Raw genomic sequence first — 18,772 nt, 5'->3', positions numbered from 1 at the left:
AACCCTGGGGGCCCCATGACCACACATCAGACCGTGGAGCCGGCGCCGGCCACTCCCTCCGCACCCGCACCCGAGGCCGCACCCGCGCCCGTGCCGACGGGCACCGGCACACCCGCCAAGGACGCGAACGGCACCGGCAAAGTGCGCCCGCCGCGGCTGGCGCTCGTGGACGGGCTGCGACTCGCGGCGTGCCTCTTCGTCGCCGCGTTCCATTTCCTGGGAACGACGAATCCGGCCATCTGGGGCGAATCCCCCAAGGTCTTCTCGTACCTCGTGCACCGGGCCTCGATGTACGGCTGGCTCGGCGTGGAGATGTTCTTCCTCATCAGCGGCTTCGTCATCTGTATGAGCGCCTGGGGCCGCACGCCCGGCCAGTTCGCGGTCTCCCGGATCTCCCGGCTCTTCCCGGCCTACTGGTTCGTCATCCTGCTGATCGTCGCCCGCATCGCGATCATCCCCATGCAGACCGGCGACATCTACTCGGTCATCCACCCGCGGGTCGTCCTGTCGAACCTGACGATGTTCCCGGGACCGCTCAAGGTCGGACTGCTCGACGGCGTCGCCTGGACGCTCGACGTGGAGGCCCGCTTCTACCTGCTGATGGTCATCGTCCTGAAGTTCGGCACGACCTACGCGCGGATGATGGGCTTCTGCACCGTGTGGCTCGTGGCCGCCTTCGTCACCCACTCCACCGGGTTCAAGCTGCTCGACCAGTTCGTCCTCAGCACCTACGCCGGCTACTTCATCGCCGGCATCGCCGTCTACCTGATGTGCCGCTTCGGCCAGAACCTGATGCTGTGGTTCCTGCTCGGCATGGCGTGGGCCTACCAGCTCAGCGTCCTGCAGATCCGCGTGAACTGGCACCCCGCCACGTCCAACACCGAGAACACGGTCTCCTGGACCCTGTGCGCCCTGCTCGTCACCGGCTTCCTCGCGGTCCTCATGCTGGCCTCCCTCGGCCCGCTCAGGAAGATCAAGTGGAGCTGGCTGGTGACCGCGGGCGCCCTCACCTACCCCTTCTACCTCGTCCACATGAGCATCGGCATCCCGCTGGCCAAGGGCCTGACCCGGCACGTCCCCGAGCTCGGCCCCTGGGGCAACATCGTGGTGACGACCACCGCCATGCTGCTGCTCTCCTACGGCATCTACCGCTGGGTCGAGAAGCCCATGAGCAGGTGGCTGCGGCGCAAGCTCACCAAGGGGCTGGGGCCCAAGGAGAACCCCGAGTGGGCCCACTGAGCCCGCCCCCTGAGCGCACGAGAGCGGCCCCGCACCGGACTTCCGGTGCGGGGCCGCTCTCGTGGCCGTACCGCCTGGGCTCAGCCCTCGCTGACGCCCAGTCTCTCCAGGATCAGGTCCTTGACCTTCGCCGCGTCGGCCTGGCCACGGGTGGCCTTCATGACCGCGCCGACCAGGGCGCCGACCGCCGCGACCTTGCCGCCGCGGATCTTGTCGGCGATGGCCGCGTTGCCGGCGATGGCCTCGTCGACCGCCGCGCCGAGCGCGCCGTCGTCGGAGACGACCTTCAGACCGCGCTTCTCCACGACCGCGTCCGGGGTGCCCTCGCCCGCCAGGACGCCCTCGATGACCTGACGGGCCAGCTTGTCGTTCAGGTCACCGGAGGCGACCAGGGCCGACACGCGGGCCACGTCCGCCGGGGTGATCGGCAGCTCCTCCAGGGAGACGCCCTGCTCGTTGGCGTTGCGGGCCAGCTCGCCCATCCACCACTTACGGGCCGAGGCCGCGTCCGCGCCCGCCTCGATCGTGCCGACGATCGGGTCGACCGCACCCGCGTTGAGGATGGCCTGCATGTCCAGCTCGGACACGCCCCACTCCTCGCGCAGCCGGTTGCGGCGCACCCGCGGCAGCTCCGGAAGGCCCTTGCGCAGTTCCTCGACCCACTCGCGGGAGGGGGCCACCGGCACCAGGTCCGGCTCCGGGAAGTAGCGGTAGTCCTCGGCGTTGTCCTTGATGCGGCCGGAGGTGGTCGTGCCGTCGTCCTCGTGGAAGTGACGGGTCTCCTGCACGATCGTGCCGCCGGCCTCCAGGACCGCCGCGTGGCGCTGGATCTCGAAGCGCGCCGCCCGCTCCACGGAACGGAGCGAGTTGACGTTCTTCGTCTCCGAGCGCGTACCGAAGGTGGTGGACCCCTTCGGCATCAGCGACAGGTTCACGTCGCAGCGCATCTGGCCCTTGTCCATGCGCGCCTCGGAGACGCCCAGGGCACGGATCAGCTCACGCAGCTCGGCCACGTACGCCTTGGCGACCTCGGGCGCGCGCTCGCCCGCACCGACGATCGGCTTGGTGACGATCTCGATGAGCGGGATGCCGGCCCGGTTGTAGTCGAGCAGCGAGTGCGAGGCGCCGTGGATGCGGCCGGTCGCGCCACCGATGTGGGTGGACTTGCCGGTGTCCTCCTCCATGTGGGCGCGCTCGATCTCCACGCGGAAGACCTCGCCGTCCTCCAGCTGGACGTCCAGATAGCCGTCGAAGGCGATCGGCTCGTCGTACTGGGAGGTCTGGAAGTTCTTCGGCATGTCCGGATAGAAGTAGTTCTTCCGGGCGAAGCGGCACCACTCGGCGATCTCGCAGTGCAGCGCGAGGCCGATCTTGATGGCGGACTCCACGCCGACCGCGTTGACGACCGGAAGCGAGCCCGGCAGGCCGAGGCAGGTCGGGCAGGTCTGCGTGTTGGCGTCCTGGCCCAGCTCGGTCGAGCAGCCGCAGAACATCTTCGTCTTCGTGCCGAGCTCGACATGGACCTCCAGGCCCATGACGGGGTCGTACGCGGCGAGCGCCGCCTCGTACGACAGCAGTTCAGTGACAGTCACGGTGGAACTTTCCCTCTCAGCCCAGCAGGACGTCGTCGTCGCCGAGGCGCTTCAGCTCGCGGTACAGGATCGCGAGGCCGGTGACGATGGCGGCGGCGGACACGGCGGCGTCGACCAGACGCAGCATGTCACCGTCGTTGCGGGCCAGCTTCGCCTGCTTGGCGACGCTGACCGCGCCGAACGCGGTGGTGGCCAGCGACACGTAGACGCCGGTCTTCGACTTCTTGAAGTTCTTCGCCTTCTTGGCCATGGCGTTCAAAGCGACGGAGCCTCCTCGAGCAGCGGGTGACCCCACCTTTCCACGAAGGCGGCCTCGACGGCGGCACCGACCTTGTAGAGGCGGTCGTCCTTCAGGGCGGGGGCGATGATCTGCAGGCCGACCGGGAGACCGTCCTCCGGCGCGAGGCCGCAGGGCAGCGACATGGCGGCGTTGCCGGCCAGGTTGGTCGGGATGGTGCACAGGTCCGCGAGGTACATCGCCATCGGGTCGTCGGCGCGCTCGCCGATCGGGAAGGCGGTGGTCGGGGTCGTCGGGGAGACGATCACGTCGACCTGCTCGAAGGCCTTCTCGAACTCACGGGTGATGAGCGTACGGACCTTCTGGGCCGAGCCGAACCACGCGTCGTAGTAGCCGGAGCTCAGCGCGTACGTACCGAGGATGATGCGGCGCTTGACCTCGGGGCCGAAACCGGCCTCGCGGGTGAGCGCGGTGACGTCCTCGGCCGACCGGGTGCCGTCGTCGCCGCTGCGCAGGCCGTAGCGCAGGCCGTCGAAGCGGGCCAGGTTGGAGGAGCACTCCGAGGGAGCGATCAGGTAGTACGCGGACAGGGCGAGGTCGAAGGACGGGCAGTCCACCTCGACGATCTCGGCGCCCAGCGACTTCAGCAGCTCGACGGACTCGTCGAAGCGCTGCATCACGCCGGCCTGGTAGCCCTCGCCGCGGAACTGCTTCACGACGCCGACCCGCATGCCCGCGACCGAGCCGTTCCGGGCCGCCTCGACCACCGGCGGGACCGGCAGGTCGATGGAGGTCGAGTCGAGCGGGTCGTGTCCGGCGATGGCCTCGTGCAGCAGGGCCGCGTCGAGGACCGTACGGGCACAGGGGCCGCCCTGGTCCAGGGAGGAGGAGAAGGCCACCATGCCGTAGCGGGAGACCGCGCCGTAGGTCGGCTTGACGCCGACGGTGCCGGTGACGGCGGCGGGCTGGCGGATGGAGCCGCCGGTGTCCGTGCCGATGGCGAGGGGGGCCTCGTACGCGGCGAGCGCGGCCGAGGAGCCGCCGCCGGAGCCGCCGGGGATCCGGGTCAGGTCCCAGGGGTTGCCGGTGGGTCCGTAGGCGCTGTTCTCCGTGGAGGAGCCCATCGCGAACTCGTCCATGTTGGTCTTGCCCAGGATCACCACGTCGGCGGCCCTGAGCTTCTTGACCAGGGTGGCGTCGTACGGCGGGATCCAGCCCTCGAGCATCTTCGAACCGACCGTCGTGGGCACGCCCCGGGTGGTGAAGATGTCCTTGAGCGCGAGCGGCACACCGGCGAGCGGGCCCAGCTTCTCGCCGCGGGCCCGCTTCTCGTCCACGGCACGGGCCTGGGCGAGGGCGCCCTCGCGGTCGACGTACAGGAAGGCGTGGACCTTCTCGTCGACGGCCTCGATGCGGGCGAGGTGGGCCTCGGTCACCTCGACGGCGGTGAGCTCGCCGGAGGCGATCTTCGCCGCGATCTCGGCGGCGGTGAGCTTGATGATGGTGCTGTTGTCCGTCATGACGTTCTTAGTCCTCCCCCAGGATCTGCGGCACCTTGAAACGCTGCTGCTCCTGGGCCGGGGCGCCGGAGAGCGCCTGCTCGGGGGTGAGCGACGGACGGACCTCGTCCGCGCGCATGACATTGGTCAGCGGCAACGGGTGGGAGGTCGGCGGTACGTCTTGGTCGGCGACCTCGGAGACGCGGGCGACCGCGCCGATGATGTCGTCGAGCTGACCGGCGAAGTGATCGAGCTCTTCGTCCTTCAGCTCCAGACGCGCCAGCCGGGCGAGGTGGGCGACCTCCTCGCGCGTGATGCCAGGCATGCGGATCCTCATCGGGGTGAGTTTGATGGTGTTGGCCCAATCCTATGGGGCCGGCGCCGCTCCCCGTGAAACGGTTTGCCCCCGGGCGGCCGCCCCGGGATCCGCGAGGGGCTACTGGACGACCTGGCCAGAGGGGTGCTCGACCTCCACGATCACCGGCTCCGCGACGGCCGCGGCGGCCGCCGCGATCTCCGACGGCCGGCGCCAGCCGTGCTCGCCGCGGGCCCGCAGCCAGGCGGTGGTCTCGCCGGGCGGCATGGCGGCGGCGACCAGCCAGCCCTGGACGGCGTCGCAGCCCAGGTCGCGCAGCCGCTCCCAGGTCTCGTCGTCCTCGACGCCCTCGGCGACGACGAGCAGGCCGAGGGAGTGGGCGAGGTCGACGGTGCAGCGGACGATCTCGGCGTCCTCGTTGTCGACGGCGAGCCGGGCGACGAAGGAGCGGTCGATCTTCAGTTCGCTGACCGGGAGGCGGCGCAGGTGCACCAGGGAGGAGTAGCCGGTGCCGAAGTCGTCGAGGGACATCTTGACGCCGTGGCCGGTGAGCCCGGCCATGGTGTCGGCGGCCCGCTGCGGGTCCTCCAGGAGCACGTGCTCCGTTATCTCCAGCTGGAGCGCGCCGGCCGGCACGCCGTGGCGGGCGAGCCGGGCGGCGACGGCGCCGGCGAAGCCGGGGGTGTGGACGTCGCGCGGGGAGACGTTGACGGCGACGGGCACGTCCAGGCCCTGGGCGCGCCAGCGGGCCACCTGGGCGAGGGCCGTCTCCAGGACGTACTCGGTGAGGTGCGGCATCAGGCCGGAGGACTCGGCGATGGCGATGAACTCGTCCGGCGGGACCTTGCCGCGCTCCGGGTGGACCCAGCGGACCAGCGCCTCCAGGCCGGCGACCTGGCCGTCGAAGCGGACCTTGGGCTGGTAGTGCAGCTCGACCTCGCCGGCGTCGAGGGCGCGCCGCAGGTCGCCGAGGAGGCCGAGGCGGTCGGGGGTGTTGGAGTCGCGCTTGGACTCGTAGACCTCGACGCCGGTGCGGTCGCGCTTGGCCTGGTACATGGCGACGTCGGCGCGGCGCAGCAGGCCCTCGGCGTCGAGGGCGTGCTCGGGGAAGACGGCGACGCCGGCGCTGGCCTCCAGGACCAGGGTGAGGCCGTCGAGGTCGAGCGGGGAGGAGAGCTCCGCGACGAGGTGGCGGGCGACGCGCTGGGCGCTGGTGGTGGAGTCGGCGGTGGGCAGCAGGACGGCGAACTCGTCGCCGCCGAGGCGGGCGGCCTCGGCGCCGCGGGGCAGGGCGAGGCGGAGCCGTTCGGCGATCTGGAGGAGCAGCCGGTCGCCGGCGAGGTGTCCGAGGGTGTCGTTGACCGAGCGGAATCGGTCGAGGTCGATCAGGACCAGGGCCGAGCGGACGCCCTCGCCCTCGGCCTCCTCCAGGGCGGTCCAGGTGCGCTCCAGGAGCCACTGGCGGTTGGGCAGTCCGGTGAGCGGGTCGCGCAGCTGCTCCTCGGCGCGGGCGCGGGCGATCCACAGGGTGGAGTCGAGGGCGATCAGCGGGACGGCGAAGAGCGGCAGCAGCGGGGGCCGGGAGGCGGCGACGACGCAGATGAGGGGGGCGATGCCGAGCAGGGCGACGGCGACCAGGCCCTGCCGGAGCAGGGCGGTGCGGGCGGCGGTGGGCAGGGCGCCGCCCTGCGGGGCGAGGGCATACCACAGCAGCATCCGGGTCGCCACGAGATAGGCGACGGCGGCCAGCGCCACTTCCGGTACGTCGGCGATCCCCCAGTCGAGGGGTCGCCAGGGCGCCGCGACGGTGGGCACGTCCCCGAAGGTGGCGAGGACGAGGGCGGCGGCGCCGGTGCCGATGACGTCCACGGCGCCGTGCAGCAGGCCCTGTCGCCAGCGGTGGCGGCGGGCGGCGGCGACGAGGACGACCACGGTGAGCGACACCAGGGAGGCGGCCACCCATCCGTAGAGGAGCAGGACGGCCAGGGTGAGGGCGGCGCCGGAGCCGGTGCCGCCCCACCAGCGGTCGCGGCCGAGCGCCACCAGATGGCCGACGATGAGGCCGGTGAGGACGGCGAGGGACCAGCCGGCGGCGCCGCCGGGGAAGAGCCCTTCGCCGGTGCTCAGCGCCCGGTACAGTCCGGCGGTGAGCACGACGGCGGCGATGCCCACCAGCGCTCCGGGCAGCCCGGAGGTGATGCCCACGAATGCCGCGCGGCCCTGGGGCCGTGCGACCGGGGCGGCACTCTCGGTCGGTTTCATTCCCGTCCCTCTCACAGCCGGCGGTGCGGTCGCAACGCGGGGCCGTCGTCATGCCACTGGGCCGTCGTCCGGTCGCGTGCCGTACCGCGTGTCCTGCTCCTGCGCGCCGGCAGGGCCTTCGCACGGCCGTGCGCGACGGACGCACGGTCACCACACTAGGCCGCGGAGGGCTGCTACGGGCACCGCTCTCCATGTCTTGCCCGAATGCGACCCGGCCACCCGTAACGATCTGGTATGCGCCGAACGGGTGAGCTTCCGCGGCCCGGTGGGGCGGCCGCCCGCGGTTACTCGGCGACCGGGAGGGCCACCTCCGCGGCGGCTTCGGGACCCTGTTCGAGCAGCACGGCGAACCCTTCCTCGTTCAGAACCGGAACCTTCAGCTGCACGGCCTTGTCGTACTTGGAGCCCGGGTTGTCACCGACAACGACGAAGGCGGTCTTCTTTGAAACGGAACCGGTCACCTTCGCACCCTGGGCTTGCAGCGACTCTTTTGCGCCATCCCTGGTGTAGTTCTGGAGGGTGCCCGTGACGACCACGGTCAGTCCGTCGAGCGGACGCGGCCCCCGCTCCTCGCCGGCGCCCTCGTCCTCGAAGCTCACCCCGGCCGCGCGCCACTTGCGCACGATCTCCCGGTGCCACTCCTCGGAGAACCACTGCTTCACCGCGGCCGCGATGATCCCGCCGACGCCGTCGACCGCCGCCAGCTCCTCCTCGGTCGCCTGCTCGATCCGCTCCAGGGACCGGAACTCCCGGGCCAGCGCCTCGGCCGCGACCGGACCCACATGGCGGATCGACAGCCCGTTGATGAAGCGGGCCAGCGGACGCGTCTTCGCGGCCTCGATGTTCGCCAGCATCGCCAGGGCGTTCTTCTTCGGCTCGCCCTTCTGGTTGGCGAAGACGGAGACGATCTTCTCCTCGCCCGTCTTCGGGTCCCGCTTGGGCAGCCCGCTGTCCGGGTCGAGGACATACGCCCTGATCGGCAGCAACTGCTCGATCGTCAGGTCGAACAGATCGCCCTCGTCCTTCAGCGGCGGCTCGGCCGGCTCCAGCGGGCGGGTGAGGGCCGCCGCCGCGACCATGCCGAAGTTCTCGATGTCCAGACACTGACGGCCCGCCAGGAAGAACAGCCGCTCCCGCAGCTGCGCGGGACACGACTGCGCGTTCGGGCAGCGCAGGTCGATGTCCCCCTCCTTCATCGGCTTCAGCGGCGTTCCGCACTCGGGGCACTCGGCCGGCATCACGAACTCCCGCTCGCTGCCGTCCCGCAGGTCCGCCACCGGGCCCAGGATCTCCGGGATCACGTCACCGGCCTTGCGCAGCACCACCGTGTCGCCGATGAGCACGCCCTTGGCCTTCACCACCTCCTGGTTGTGCAGGGTGGCGAACTCGACCTCGGAACCGGCCACCGTCACCGGCTCCACCTGCGCGTACGGCGTGACGCGGCCCGTGCGGCCGACACCGACCTTGATGTCGACCAGCTTGGTGTTGACCTCCTCCGGCGCGTACTTCCACGCGATCGCCCAGCGCGGGGCGCGCGCCGTGGAGCCGAGCCGGCCCTGGAGCGGGATCTCGTCCAGCTTGACGACGACCCCGTCGATCTCGTGCTCCACCGAGTGGCGGTTCTCGCCGAAGTACGCGATGAACTCCCGTACGCCGTCGAGACCGGAGACGACCTTGTTGTGCCGGGCGGTGGGCAGGCCCCACTCGCGCAGCAGCTCGTACGCCTCGGACAGGCGGGAGATCTCCAAGCCCTCACGGGCGCCGATGCCGTGGACCACCATGTGCAGCGGGCGGGTCGCCGTCACCTTGGGGTCCTTCTGACGCAGCGAACCCGCCGCCGCGTTCCGCGGATTGGCGAACGGCTTGTCCCCCGCCTCCACCAGACGCGCGTTCAGCCCCTCGAAGGCCTCCATCGGGAAGTACACCTCGCCGCGGATCTCCACCAGGGCCGGGACGCGCTCGCCGCGCAGCCGCTCGGGGACGTCCGCGATCGTCCGCACGTTCGGCGTGATGTCCTCGCCCGTACGGCCGTCGCCACGGGTCGCCGCCCGGGTCAGCCGCCCGTGCTCGTACGTGAGGTTCACCGCGAGGCCGTCGACCTTGAGCTCGCACAGGAAGTGGTGGTCGCTCGTGCCGACGTCCTTGGCGATCCGCTCGGCCCAGGCCGCCAGCTCCGCGTCGTCGAAGGCGTTGTCCAGCGAGAGCATCCGCTCCCGGTGCTCGACGGAGGCGAAGTCCGTCTCGTACGTCCCCGCGACCTTCTGGGTCGGCGAGTCCGGCGTCCGCAGGTCCGGATACTCCTCCTCCAGGGCCTCCAGGGACCTCAGGAGCCGGTCGAACTCCGCGTCGCTGATGACCGGCTGGTCCTTCACGTAGTACCGGAAGCGGTGCTCCTCGACCTGCTCCGCCAGCTCGGCGTGCCTCTCCCGCGCCTCGGCGGGGGCCCCCTGTTCGACTGCCACCGTTCCTCGTCCTCCCGTAGCCTGAAACCCGGTCACCTTGCCGTCACTCTGGGTTGTCCGCGAGCGATCGTGCCGCCCGGGCGCAGTGCGCGAGCGCCTTGCGGGCGTACGCCGGCGAGGCACCCGCGAGACCACAGGTCGGGGTGATCACCACGGACTCGGCGAGAGTCCCCGGATTCAGCCCCAGCCTGCGCCACAGCGTCCTGACACCCATGACGCTACCGCCCGGGTCCGACAATGCCCCCGACGCCGGGTCCGTCGACGGCACCACACCGGCGAAGAGGACGGTCCCCGCCTCCACGGCCTCCCCGATCGACTCCTCGTCACGCTCGGTGAGCAGCCCGAAGTCGAACGACACACCCGCGACCCCGGCCCGGCGCAGCAGCGCGAACGGCACGTCCGGGGCGCACGAGTGCACGACCACCGGCCCGTCGTGGACCGCGACCACGTCCCGCAGGGCGCCCTCCACCACCTGCCGGTCCACCGCCCGGTGGGTGCGGTAGCCGCTGGCGGTACGGACCTGGCCGCGCAGCACCGCCGTCAGCGAGGGCTCGTCGAGCTGGAGCACCAACCGGGCGCCCGGGACACGCCTGCGGAGCTCGGCGAGGTGCCCGCGCAGCCCCTCCGCGAGCGAGGCCGCCAGGTCCCGGCAGGCCCCCGGGTCCCCGAGGGCCGCCTCGCCGCCGCGCAGCTCCAGGGCCGCGGCCAGCGTCCACGGCCCCACCGCCTGCACCTTGAGCGGCCCCTCGTACCCCTGGGTGAACTCCTCCAGGGCGTCCAGGTCCTCCCCCATCCACGACCGGGCCCGCCGGGTGTCCCGGCCCGGCCGGTCGCTGATCCGCCAGCCGCTGGGCTCCACGTGCGCGTACAGCTCGACGAGCATCCCGATCGTCCGCCCGACCATGTCCGCCCCGGGCCCCCGGGCGGGCAGCTCCGCCAGGAACGGGAAGTCCTCGAAGGACCCGGTGACGGTCCTGGCGGCCTCGCGGGCGTCCCCGCTGGGCATGGACCCGACGCCGGTGGCGGGGCCCCAGGGGAAGACGTTCTTCTCGCTGTCGTGGCTGATGGCGCTGTTGTCGGTCACTCCGGCAGGGTACGTGCCGTGCGCTCCAGGACTTCGCGGGTGGCGAGGGTGACGGGGTGGTCGGGGCCGAGGACGCGGGTGCGGGCGTCGAGGACGGCGGTGAGTTCCTCGCGTACGCGGTCGGGTGGCAGGACGGTGGCGAGGTTGTACCGGGCGGACAGGACCGCCGGATGGTCGGGGCCGAAGAGGCGGTGCCGGGCGGCCACGATCTCTTCGAGTTCCGCGCGGGCGGTCGCGGTCTCGCCGAGACCGCGCAGGAGACAGGCCCTGTTCTCGCGGGTGATCAGCGTGTCCGGGTGGCAGCCGCCGATCGTCCGGGTCTCGGACAGGAGCACGGTCTCCAGTTCGGCGAGCGCCTCCCGCCTCCGCCCGAGGAGCGCGAGGTTCATCGCGCGGTTGTGCCGGACGGCCAGCGTCTCCCGGTCGTCCGGCCCCTTGAGGCGGAGGTGGACGCCGAGGAGCGCGTCGTTCTCGGCGAGGGCGGCCGGCACGTCACCCGCCTGCTGGAAGGCGAGGGCCCGTTCGTAGCGGAGGTGGAGCACGAAGGGGCTGTCCGCGCCGCCGGCGGCGGCACACTCGTCGACGAGCAGGTTCAGCACCGCGAGGGCCTCGTCGTCGCGGCCGAGGCCCAGCAGCGCGCGCCCGTACTCGGCGCGGGCGACGCGCGCGAGGGGGTGCCCGTCCGTCAGCGCGGCCGCCAGGCCGTCGCGCACTCCTTCGGCGGCGGCCGCCGCCGCGTGCACCAGCCCCCGGTCGCCCAGCGACCGCACGGCGAACACCGCGGCCTCCCACGTCTCCTCGGGCACGTCCGGCCCCAGGTCGTCGAGGAGGTGCGGGACGAGCAGCGGCCACAGCGGCTCCAGCTCCTCCGGATTCTTCAGCTCCAGCGCCAGCGCCGCCGACAACCGCTCCCGCTCGCCCCGGTACGCGTCCCGCACCAGCGGGTGCAGCGTGACCACCGGCTCGCCGTCCGTCCGCAGGGACGCGAGGCCGAGCCGGTCCAGGGCCTGGAGGCAGGTCCACAGCTCCCCCGGCGGGATGTCGGCCCGGCCCTGTGCGAACACCCGCAGCGGTACGGGCGCGTCGGCGAAGCCGGCGAGGAGGCGGAGCAGTTCCTCGGCGCGGGTGTGGCCGCGGTCGCGGAGCAGCCGCAGGGACATGGCCCAGATCCGGGCGAGGGTGCCGTCGCCGTCGACGGTGACGTCGCCCGTGCCGAGGGCCTTGAGATACGCGGCGTACGTGGCGGGCTCGCCGGCCGCGCGGAGGAACGCGGGGCGTTCGGCGACCGAGGCCAGGTAGCGTCCGGCGCTGTCGAGGGCCAGCGGCAGGCCCCCGAGGCGTACGGCGAGCAGCTCGGCGTCCGTCGCGGGTCCTGCCTCGGGACTCGCGCGGTCGGCGAGCGCCCGGGCGCCCTCGGGCCCGGGCAGCGCGCCGAGCGGATGGAGGACGGGCCCGGAGCCCCAGGCGGCCGGGTCGCCGTCGCGGGTGGTGACGAGGACGAGGCCGCCCGCGCCCGCCGGGGCGCGGACCCAGCCCGTACCGGCGGCGAGGGAGCCGGGTCCGTCGAGGAGGGCGAGGTCGTCGGCGTTGTCGAGGACGAGGAGCCAGGGGCCGGGGAGGGCGGCGAGCCGTTCCCACAGCAGGTCGGCGGTCTGGCCCGTGGACAGCTCCTCCTCGCCGAGCCCGACCCGGCGGCCGACCGCGCGCAGACCCCCCGCGAGGCGGCCGGCGTCCCGGGCGGCGACCCACCACACAGGGGCGCCGTCCCGGGCGAGGCGGTCGGCGACCTCCAGGGCGAGGCTGGTCTTGCCGACGCCCCCGAGCCCGTACAGCACGTGCGTGCCGGACGCGTCGAGCAGCCGTGTGATCACGTCCTCGCGCCCGCGCAGGGGCGTGCCCCGGCGCCCGAACGGCGGGGCGACGGTGACCTCGTCGGCCGGCGGCGGGGCCTGGTGGACGACAAGGTGCTCGATGTGACCGGCCTGGACGACGGTCCCCTGCGTGCCGCCCGATACGACGTTTCCCCCGGCCCCGGCCCGGGCCCCGCCCCCCGCCATCGGCTCAGCGCCCGGGGCGCACGGTCAGGTCGTTCACCTCGGCGTCGCGCGGGAGGTCGATCGCCATGACGATGGTGGTGGCCACGGACTCCGGGTCGATCCAGCGCTCGGGGTCGTACTCCTTGCCCTCCTGCTGGTGCACCTTCGCCTGCATGGGGCTCGCGGTGCGCCCCGGGTAGACGGAGGTGACCCGCACCCCGTTGCCGTGCTCCTCGTGGCGCAGCGAGTCGGCGAGCGCCTTCAGCCCGTGCTTGGAGGCGGCGTAGGCGCTCCACTCGGCGTTCGCGTTGAGCCCGGCGCCGGAGTTGACGAAGAGCACGTGTCCCTTGGAGACGCGCAGTTGGGGCAGGAAGTGCCGGGTCAGTTCGGCGGGGGCGACGAGGTTGACGTTGAGCTGGTGGTGCCAGGTCTTGGGGGTCAGCTCGCCGACCGGCCCGAGGTCGACCACGCCCGCGATGTGCAGCAGGGTGTCCACCCGCTCGGGCAGGCTCTGGTGCGAGAACGCCCACGACAGCCGGTCCGGATCCGCCAGGTCCCCGACGAGCGTCCGTGCCCCGGGAAACTCCGCGGCCAGCTCCTTGGCCCGCCCGGCGTCCCGCGCGTGCAGCACGAGCTCGTCCCCCCGCGCGTGCAGCCGCCGCGCGACGGCGGCGCCGATGCCCGAACCTGCTCCGGTGATCACATGTGTAGCCATGGGACACATGCTCTCAGGGAAGGGGCGCGGGGGCGGACCAGAACGGTGAGCGGACGTTGGGGGTGGGGATCCGGCCGAGGGGGTAGGCGGGGCCGTTGGGTGGGGTGCTGGGGTCGGCGACGGGGGATTTGGCGACGCAGGGGGTGGCGACCTGGAAGAAGGCCTGCCCCTTGTAGCCGATGCTCAGCGTCAACTGGAAACCGTCGGGTGACTTCGCGAACAGCGCCGGCATCTCTCGGTCCGGATTGACCCCACTGATCTCGTAACCACGGTTCTTCCAGAACCGCTCGACCACGCCGAGGAAACTGCCGCGCCGTTGCTCGGAGATGATGGTCGTCACGGTTCGACGCCGTGTCAGAGAGCAACTGCGCGCTGTGTTGGTGTCGTGGTCCCACTGCACTTCCGGCGTGATGGCGCTCATGGTCGCGTCGAGCATCGCGTCCGCCCGCTCTGCCGCCTCCTGCATGTTCATGTCTGTCTCGGCTCCTCCACCCCGTGTTCCGCACCCCGCGACGACGGCGCCGCTCAGGGTGACGGCGACGGCAACCCCCGCCATCCACCGCAGTCGCTTCATCGGTACTCCTCTGTGGTGACCCTGTCCGGCTTCCCGGCGACGATCCGGGCGATGTTGTTGGCCGACTCCTCGTCCACGTCCCGTGTGAAGTACTGCGAATGGGCATCGAACAGGCCCCCGTCGCGCACCATGCGGGGTCCGTCGTCCACCTTGAAGCGCCGTGCCCCGAACGCCTCGCTCGCGGGGTCCTTGCCGAAGTACACGTCGTCGTTCCCTCGGTCGAGGAGGTCCCGTGCGAGCAGCACACCGGTGGAACCGCCGACCTGCATGCCGACCGCGGACTCCGTCCGGGACGGGAGGTGGGTGACCGGGTCGTTGTCCGCGGCGCCGACGAAGACGTGCTCCTTCCCGACGCCCAGGTCCTGCGCCCGGTCCACGCCCACCCCGGGGCTGCCGAGCAGGATGACGTCGTCCACGCCGGGGATGCCGCCGGACTGCCGGGCGGCCGTGCCCACGGTGAGCGATCCATAGGAGTGACCGATGGCGGTCAGGTGCGGGTCCGCGTGGTCGTTCGTCGCGGAGAGGCCGGCCATGAACCGGTTGTACGCGGGGGCTCCCCGCTCGGCGTCCCCCGTGAGCATCACGTCGCCGTGTTGGGGCGCGTCGTAGCCGAGCCAGACGATGGCGGCGCTGGACGGGTCCACGGACCGCGCGCCCATCGCCGTGTCCTGGGCCCGCATCATCGTCTCGTCGACGAACGCCGCGTCCAGTTTCGTTCCCAGCCCTGGCACGTACGCCGAGACGTTCCGCGACGTGTCCGGGTTGCCGTACGCCACGATCGCGCGGCCGTTGCCCTCCGCTCCGATGCCCAGGAGGAACATCGGTGGGGCGCTCGGCTCGTCCAACCTGTCCTGGATCATACGGAGCGCCTCCAGCTTGCTCTCCGCGCCATCACCGCCCCGCCGCTCCAACTCATCGATGAGCAGCGGCAGGTAGCGCCGGTTGGCCTCGTCCCGTACGGCGGCGGGGATGCCGTCCAGGTTGCCGATCAGGTCCGGGGCGATGTCCAGGTACTCGCGGCGCTGCTCCTCGCTCAGGCTCTCCCACCAGGCCTTGCGTTCGGCGGGGCTGCCATCCGCGGGGACGCCGTCCGCGAGATGGTGTCCGGCGGCGTCGCGGACGGCGGCGGTGTCCCCGGCGACGTCCCGCAGGGTGGCCTCGGTGACGTCGAGGCCGTGGGCCGCGCGCAGGCCCTCCAGGGTTCGGGCGTACCGGGCGTCGATGGAGGCGGCGGCGAGGACCGCGCGCCCGATACGGTCCGCGATGTCCTGGGCCTTCTCGGCATGTGGGTTGAGCTGCCCGAACGGGGCGGAGTCGTCGAAGGGCGAGCGTTGTTGGAGGAGACGGCCGCGGGCCCGGCCGCCGGGGGCCTCCTGGTCTCCCAGCGCGGTCCGGACGGGCGCGGCGGGGTAGGCGACGGAGCCGTCCTCGTGGACGGTGAACCTCAGGGCACCGGCCTCCTCCAGGGCCAGCCGCAACTGGCGCTGGGGCTCGGCGAGGTCGCCGGCCAGGCCGTTGAGCGCGGTGCGGGTGAGACCGCACTCGGTGTGCAGGTACTGGAAGTTGCGGCTCAGGCGCTGGAGCCTGCCGAGGGCGGCCTCGGCCGACTCGCTCTGCTGGGTCTCGCGGAGCTTGGCGGACATCGCGCGGTCGACCCGTACACGATCGGCGTCCGCGCGGCCCGACACCTGGTGCCAGGTGTCGCCCGCCTGCTCGAACTCCGCGAGCCTGAGGTCCCTGAGCTGCCGCCAGGTGAGGACGGACCCGCTCATCGCCGCCCCGCGAAGGAGTTCCCGACAGCGGTGTCGGTCTCGCCCATCTCCTTGGCCACGGTGAGCAGGATGCCGCGCAGGGCCTCGCACTCGTCGCGTACGGCCGTGAGCCGCTCCTCCCACGACTTCCGTAAGCCGGCGAGTGCCGCGACGGCGGTCAGTCCGGCGCCGCCGGTCGCGATGCCCTCGTGGCCGCGGCCGAGGGCGGAACGACTGGTCTCGGCGCTGGTACGGAGTTCGGCGGCGGTGGCGGAGGCACGGGTCCAGGGCCCGCCGCTGTGTTTCAGTTCCCCGGCACCGCCGCTCGGTCCGGACAACTGCTGCCATCGCACCGCATGGGACACGACTCCCCCGCTCTCGACTGCGATCCGTCGTCGCTCAGGTCGAGGAGGCTAGCGCAGCCACGTCCATTCGTACGCAGTCGCGAAGACTTCCCGCCATCGGACCTGCACAGTCGGCCGTACGGGCGTGCGAGCGGTCGTTGCGGGCGCAGATCGTCAGCTCCGCCCCCACGACTCCAGATACGCCAGCGCCTCCGCCCCGTCCTCCGCGAAGAAGACCAGGTCGCTCAGCGGGACCGGCAGGAAGCCCTCTTCCTCCATGCGGCGGAACTGGGTCTTCAGGCCGTCGTAGAAGCCGGCCGCGTTGAGGAGGACGACGGGCTTGGTGTGGCGGCCGTGCTTCTTCAGTTCCAGGATCTCGGTGGCCTCGTCGAGGGTGCCGGTGCCGCCGACCATGATCACGACGGCGTCGGACCGGGCGAGGAGGAGGGCCTTGCGCTCGGCGAGGTCCTTGGCGAAGAGCATCTCGTCGGCGACCGGGCGGGCCTTGGCCGCGAGGAAGTCCACCGAGACGCCGACCAGGCGTCCGCCGGCCTCCTCGGCGGCGTCCGCGACGACCTTCATGAGGCCGGTGTCGGACCCGCCCCAGACCAGGGTGTGGCCGGCCTTGCCGAGGCGGGTGGCGAAGTCGCGGGCGGGGGCCGTGTAGCGCTCGTCGAGGTCGGCGGCGGACAGGAAGACGCAGATGTTCATGCGCTCCACGGTAGGCCGTCGCACCGACAGCGGGATTTTTTCGGAAGTTGCCCCTGTGAGCGATGAGTTCCCGCGGCCGCTCCGGTCTGCCCTTCCATGGACGAGGTGAAGACCACTCTCTGCCGGGCCCGGGGCCTGGTCAGGTCGCAGGACGGGACGCGGATCGCCTACGAGCGGTACGGGGACGGGCCGCCGGTGATCCTGGTGAGCGGGGCGCCCGGGGCGGTCGGCGGCGAGCGGCCGCTGGCCGGGCTGCTCGCCCGGCGCTTCTCGGTCGTCGCGTACGACCGGCGCGCCGCCGCGGACTGCCTGGAGCGGGAGATCGACGACCTGGCGGCGCTCGTGGACGCGGTGGGCGACACGGACGGTACGGCGACGGTGCACGGGACGGCGTCCGGCGGTGCCCTCGCGCTGGCCGCCGCCGCGGCCGGGGTGCCGGTCGGGCCGGTGTCCGTGTACGAGCCGCCGTACGGCGCGGAGCAGGCCGACCGGCTCGGACGGGTGCACGCGCGCGTGCTGGTGGTCGACGGGGGCGCGAGCCCGGCCTGGACGCGGCGGGCGGCCCGTACGGTCGCGGCGTCCGTCCCGCGCGGGCGGCACCGGACGCTCACCGGCCAGACGCACGAGGTGGCCCCGCACGTGCTCGCCCCGGTGCTGGCGGACTTCTACGCGCAGGAGCCCGCCGGGGTGTGACCCCGGGCGGCCGGGGTGCTCCGCGCTCGGGCCGTGGGGTGGGTCGGGGCCCGGCTCACCCCTGGGCGGGCGCCGCGGCCGGGGCCGTGCGGCGGACCGTCGTCGCGATCGTCGCCGAGCCCACCACGCGCGTGCCGTCGTAGAGCACGATGGCCTGGCCCGGGGCGACGCCCCGGACGGGCTCGTCGAAGGTGACGTGCAGCTGCCCGTCGGTCATCTCGGCGCTCACCGGCGTCTCGCCGCCGTGGGCGCGGAGCTGGGCGGTGTAGCGGCCGGGGCCCTCGGGGGCGGTGCCGCACCAGCGGGGCCTGATGGCGGTCAGGGCGGTGACGTCCAGGGCCTCGGCGGGGCCGACGGTGACGGTGTTGTTCACCGGCGAGATGTCGAGGACGTAGCGCGGCTTTCCGTCCGGGGCGGGGTGCCCGATGCGCAGGCCCTTGCGCTGGCCGATGGTGAAGCCGTACGCGCCCTGGTGGGTGCCCACCTTCGTACCGGACTCGTCGACGATGTCGCCCTCCGCCGTGCCCAGGTGGGAGGCGAGGAAGCCCTGGGTGTCGCCGTCGGCGATGAAGCAGATGTCGTGGCTGTCGGGCTTCTTCGCCACCGCGAGGCCGCGCCGCTCCGCCTCCGCGCGGATCTCGTCCTTGGTGGTGAGGGTGTCGCCGAGCGGGAACATGGCGTGCGCCAGCTGCTTCTCGTCGAGGACGCCGAGGACGTACGACTGGTCCTTGGCCATGTCGGAGGCCCGGTGCAGCTCGCGGGTGCCGTCCTCGCGCAGCACCACGCTCGCGTAGTGGCCGGTGCAGACGGCGTCGAAGCCGAGGGCGAGCGCCTTGTCGAGCAGGGCGGCGAACTTGATCTTCTCGTTGCAGCGCAGGCACGGGTTGGGCGTGCGGCCCGCCTCGTACTCGGAGACGAAGTCCGCCACGACGTCCTCGCGGAAGCGCTCGGCGAGGTCCCACACGTAGAACGGGATGCCGATGACGTCGGCGGCGCGGCGGGCGTCGCGGGAGTCCTCGATGGTGCAGCAGCCCCGCGCTCCGGTGCGGAAGGACTGCGGGTTCGCGGAGAGCGCCAGGTGCACGCCGGTGACGTCGTGGCCGGCCTCGACGGCGCGGGCGGCGGCGACGGCGGAGTCCACTCCGCCGGACATGGCGGCGAGTACCCGGAGGGGGCGGGGGTGGGGGCGCTGCGGCGGAGTCTGAGTCATAGCCCTACCAGGGTACGGGGCGCGGGGAACCGGGGCCGTACGAGTG

Annotated in this window: 16 protein-coding genes; 2 read left to right on the top strand and 14 right to left on the bottom strand. The window is 72.5% G+C overall.

Features of this window, described 5'->3' with window-relative positions:
• The first annotated feature begins 15 nt into the window (after window positions 1-15).
• Entirely contained in the window at window positions 16-1,239 is a 1,224-nt protein-coding gene (locus ABTZ91_RS08385; RefSeq protein WP_352076339.1) for an acyltransferase, read from the top strand.
• Between the two features lie 80 nt (window positions 1,240-1,319).
• On the opposite strand, the gene gatB is transcribed toward ABTZ91_RS08385, so the two are convergent.
• From gatB to ABTZ91_RS08320, 13 genes are all read right to left on the bottom strand, one after another.
• Window positions 1,320-2,831 (bottom strand): Asp-tRNA(Asn)/Glu-tRNA(Gln) amidotransferase subunit GatB, encoded by a 1,512-nt coding sequence (gene gatB, locus ABTZ91_RS08380; protein ID WP_352076338.1) that lies wholly within the window; start codon window positions 2,829-2,831, stop codon window positions 1,320-1,322.
• A 16-nt stretch (window positions 2,832-2,847) separates the two neighbouring features.
• Complete coding sequence (locus tag ABTZ91_RS08375) at window positions 2,848-3,081, bottom strand: hypothetical protein (protein WP_352076400.1); 234 nt, start codon at window positions 3,079-3,081, stop codon at window positions 2,848-2,850.
• 5 nt (window positions 3,082-3,086) lie between these two features.
• Window positions 3,087-4,589, bottom strand: coding sequence for an Asp-tRNA(Asn)/Glu-tRNA(Gln) amidotransferase subunit GatA (gene gatA / locus ABTZ91_RS08370; RefSeq protein WP_352076337.1), 1,503 nt, complete (start codon window positions 4,587-4,589; stop codon window positions 3,087-3,089).
• Between the two features lie 7 nt (window positions 4,590-4,596).
• On the bottom strand, window positions 4,597-4,893 hold the full coding sequence (gene gatC / locus ABTZ91_RS08365) for an Asp-tRNA(Asn)/Glu-tRNA(Gln) amidotransferase subunit GatC (RefSeq protein WP_016642027.1): 297 nt from the start codon (window positions 4,891-4,893) through the stop codon (window positions 4,597-4,599).
• Window positions 4,894-5,004: 111 nt separating this feature from the next.
• Window positions 5,005-7,146 (bottom strand): bifunctional diguanylate cyclase/phosphodiesterase, encoded by a 2,142-nt coding sequence (locus ABTZ91_RS08360; RefSeq protein ID WP_352076336.1) that lies wholly within the window; start codon window positions 7,144-7,146, stop codon window positions 5,005-5,007.
• Between the two features lie 284 nt (window positions 7,147-7,430).
• Window positions 7,431-9,608 (bottom strand): NAD-dependent DNA ligase LigA, encoded by a 2,178-nt coding sequence (ligA, locus tag ABTZ91_RS08355; protein ID WP_352076335.1) that lies wholly within the window; start codon window positions 9,606-9,608, stop codon window positions 7,431-7,433.
• Window positions 9,609-9,651: 43 nt separating this feature from the next.
• On the bottom strand, window positions 9,652-10,692 hold the full coding sequence (locus ABTZ91_RS08350) for a methionine synthase (protein WP_352076334.1): 1,041 nt from the start codon (window positions 10,690-10,692) through the stop codon (window positions 9,652-9,654).
• The gene (locus tag ABTZ91_RS08345; RefSeq protein ID WP_352076333.1) at window positions 10,689-12,749 is read right to left on the bottom strand and encodes an AAA family ATPase; all 2,061 of its coding nucleotides are present in this window, start codon (window positions 12,747-12,749) and stop codon (window positions 10,689-10,691) included. Before ABTZ91_RS08345 ends, ABTZ91_RS08350 begins: the two co-directional genes overlap by 4 nt.
• Window positions 12,750-12,753: 4 nt before the next feature.
• Window positions 12,754-13,452 carry an SDR family oxidoreductase gene (locus ABTZ91_RS08340; protein ID WP_352076332.1) on the bottom strand — a complete coding sequence of 233 codons (699 nt, stop codon included), beginning with the start codon at window positions 13,450-13,452 and terminating at the stop codon, window positions 12,754-12,756.
• A gap of 4 nt (window positions 13,453-13,456) precedes the next feature.
• Complete coding sequence (locus tag ABTZ91_RS08335; protein ID WP_352076331.1) at window positions 13,457-13,915, bottom strand: hypothetical protein; 459 nt, start codon at window positions 13,913-13,915, stop codon at window positions 13,457-13,459.
• 98 nt (window positions 13,916-14,013) lie between these two features.
• Entirely contained in the window at window positions 14,014-15,789 is a 1,776-nt protein-coding gene (locus tag ABTZ91_RS08330; protein ID WP_352076330.1) for an alpha/beta hydrolase, read from the bottom strand.
• On the bottom strand, window positions 15,786-16,133 hold the full coding sequence (locus ABTZ91_RS08325; protein ID WP_352076329.1) for a hypothetical protein: 348 nt from the start codon (window positions 16,131-16,133) through the stop codon (window positions 15,786-15,788). Before ABTZ91_RS08325 ends, ABTZ91_RS08330 begins: the two co-directional genes overlap by 4 nt.
• A 153-nt stretch (window positions 16,134-16,286) precedes the next feature.
• Window positions 16,287-16,823, bottom strand: coding sequence for a TIGR00730 family Rossman fold protein (locus ABTZ91_RS08320; RefSeq protein WP_352076328.1), 537 nt, complete (start codon window positions 16,821-16,823; stop codon window positions 16,287-16,289).
• A gap of 96 nt (window positions 16,824-16,919) precedes the next feature.
• Here ABTZ91_RS08320 and ABTZ91_RS08315 point away from each other — a divergent pair, with 96 nt between their 5' ends.
• Window positions 16,920-17,516 carry an alpha/beta hydrolase gene (locus ABTZ91_RS08315; RefSeq protein WP_352076327.1) on the top strand — a complete coding sequence of 199 codons (597 nt, stop codon included), beginning with the start codon at window positions 16,920-16,922 and terminating at the stop codon, window positions 17,514-17,516.
• A gap of 55 nt (window positions 17,517-17,571) precedes the next feature.
• Here the strand turns inward: ABTZ91_RS08315 and mnmA are convergent, their stop codons facing one another.
• Window positions 17,572-18,726, bottom strand: a complete 1,155-nt coding sequence (gene mnmA, locus ABTZ91_RS08310) for a tRNA 2-thiouridine(34) synthase MnmA (protein ID WP_352076326.1) — start codon at window positions 18,724-18,726, stop codon at window positions 17,572-17,574.
• Between the last annotated feature and the right edge of the window lie 46 nt (window positions 18,727-18,772).

This window comes from Streptomyces sp. NPDC126499 (assembly GCF_040302485.1).
Lineage (GTDB): Bacteria > Actinomycetota > Actinomycetes > Streptomycetales > Streptomycetaceae > Streptomyces.
The sequence above is the reverse complement of the archived record's forward strand: the minus strand, read 5'-3'. Positions and strand labels throughout refer to the sequence as shown.

Coding starts and splice junctions, on each gene's coding strand:
- ABTZ91_RS08385 (WP_352076339.1), top strand. CDS start 16: ATGACCACACATCAGACCGTGGAGCCGGCGCCGGCCACTCCCTCCGCA.
- ABTZ91_RS08375 (WP_352076400.1), bottom strand. CDS start 3,081: ATGGCCAAGAAGGCGAAGAACTTCAAGAAGTCGAAGACCGGCGTCTAC.
- gatA (WP_352076337.1), bottom strand. CDS start 4,589: ATGACGGACAACAGCACCATCATCAAGCTCACCGCCGCCGAGATCGCG.
- gatC (WP_016642027.1), bottom strand. CDS start 4,893: ATGCCTGGCATCACGCGCGAGGAGGTCGCCCACCTCGCCCGGCTGGCG.
- ABTZ91_RS08360 (WP_352076336.1), bottom strand. CDS start 7,146: ATGAAACCGACCGAGAGTGCCGCCCCGGTCGCACGGCCCCAGGGCCGC.
- ABTZ91_RS08345 (WP_352076333.1), bottom strand. CDS start 12,749: ATGGCGGGGGGCGGGGCCCGGGCCGGGGCCGGGGGAAACGTCGTATCG.
- ABTZ91_RS08340 (WP_352076332.1), bottom strand. CDS start 13,452: ATGTGTCCCATGGCTACACATGTGATCACCGGAGCAGGTTCGGGCATC.
- ABTZ91_RS08335 (WP_352076331.1), bottom strand. CDS start 13,915: ATGAACATGCAGGAGGCGGCAGAGCGGGCGGACGCGATGCTCGACGCG.
- ABTZ91_RS08330 (WP_352076330.1), bottom strand. CDS start 15,789: ATGAGCGGGTCCGTCCTCACCTGGCGGCAGCTCAGGGACCTCAGGCTC.
- ABTZ91_RS08320 (WP_352076328.1), bottom strand. CDS start 16,823: ATGAACATCTGCGTCTTCCTGTCCGCCGCCGACCTCGACGAGCGCTAC.
- ABTZ91_RS08315 (WP_352076327.1), top strand. CDS start 16,920: ATGGACGAGGTGAAGACCACTCTCTGCCGGGCCCGGGGCCTGGTCAGG.
- mnmA (WP_352076326.1), bottom strand. CDS start 18,726: ATGACTCAGACTCCGCCGCAGCGCCCCCACCCCCGCCCCCTCCGGGTA.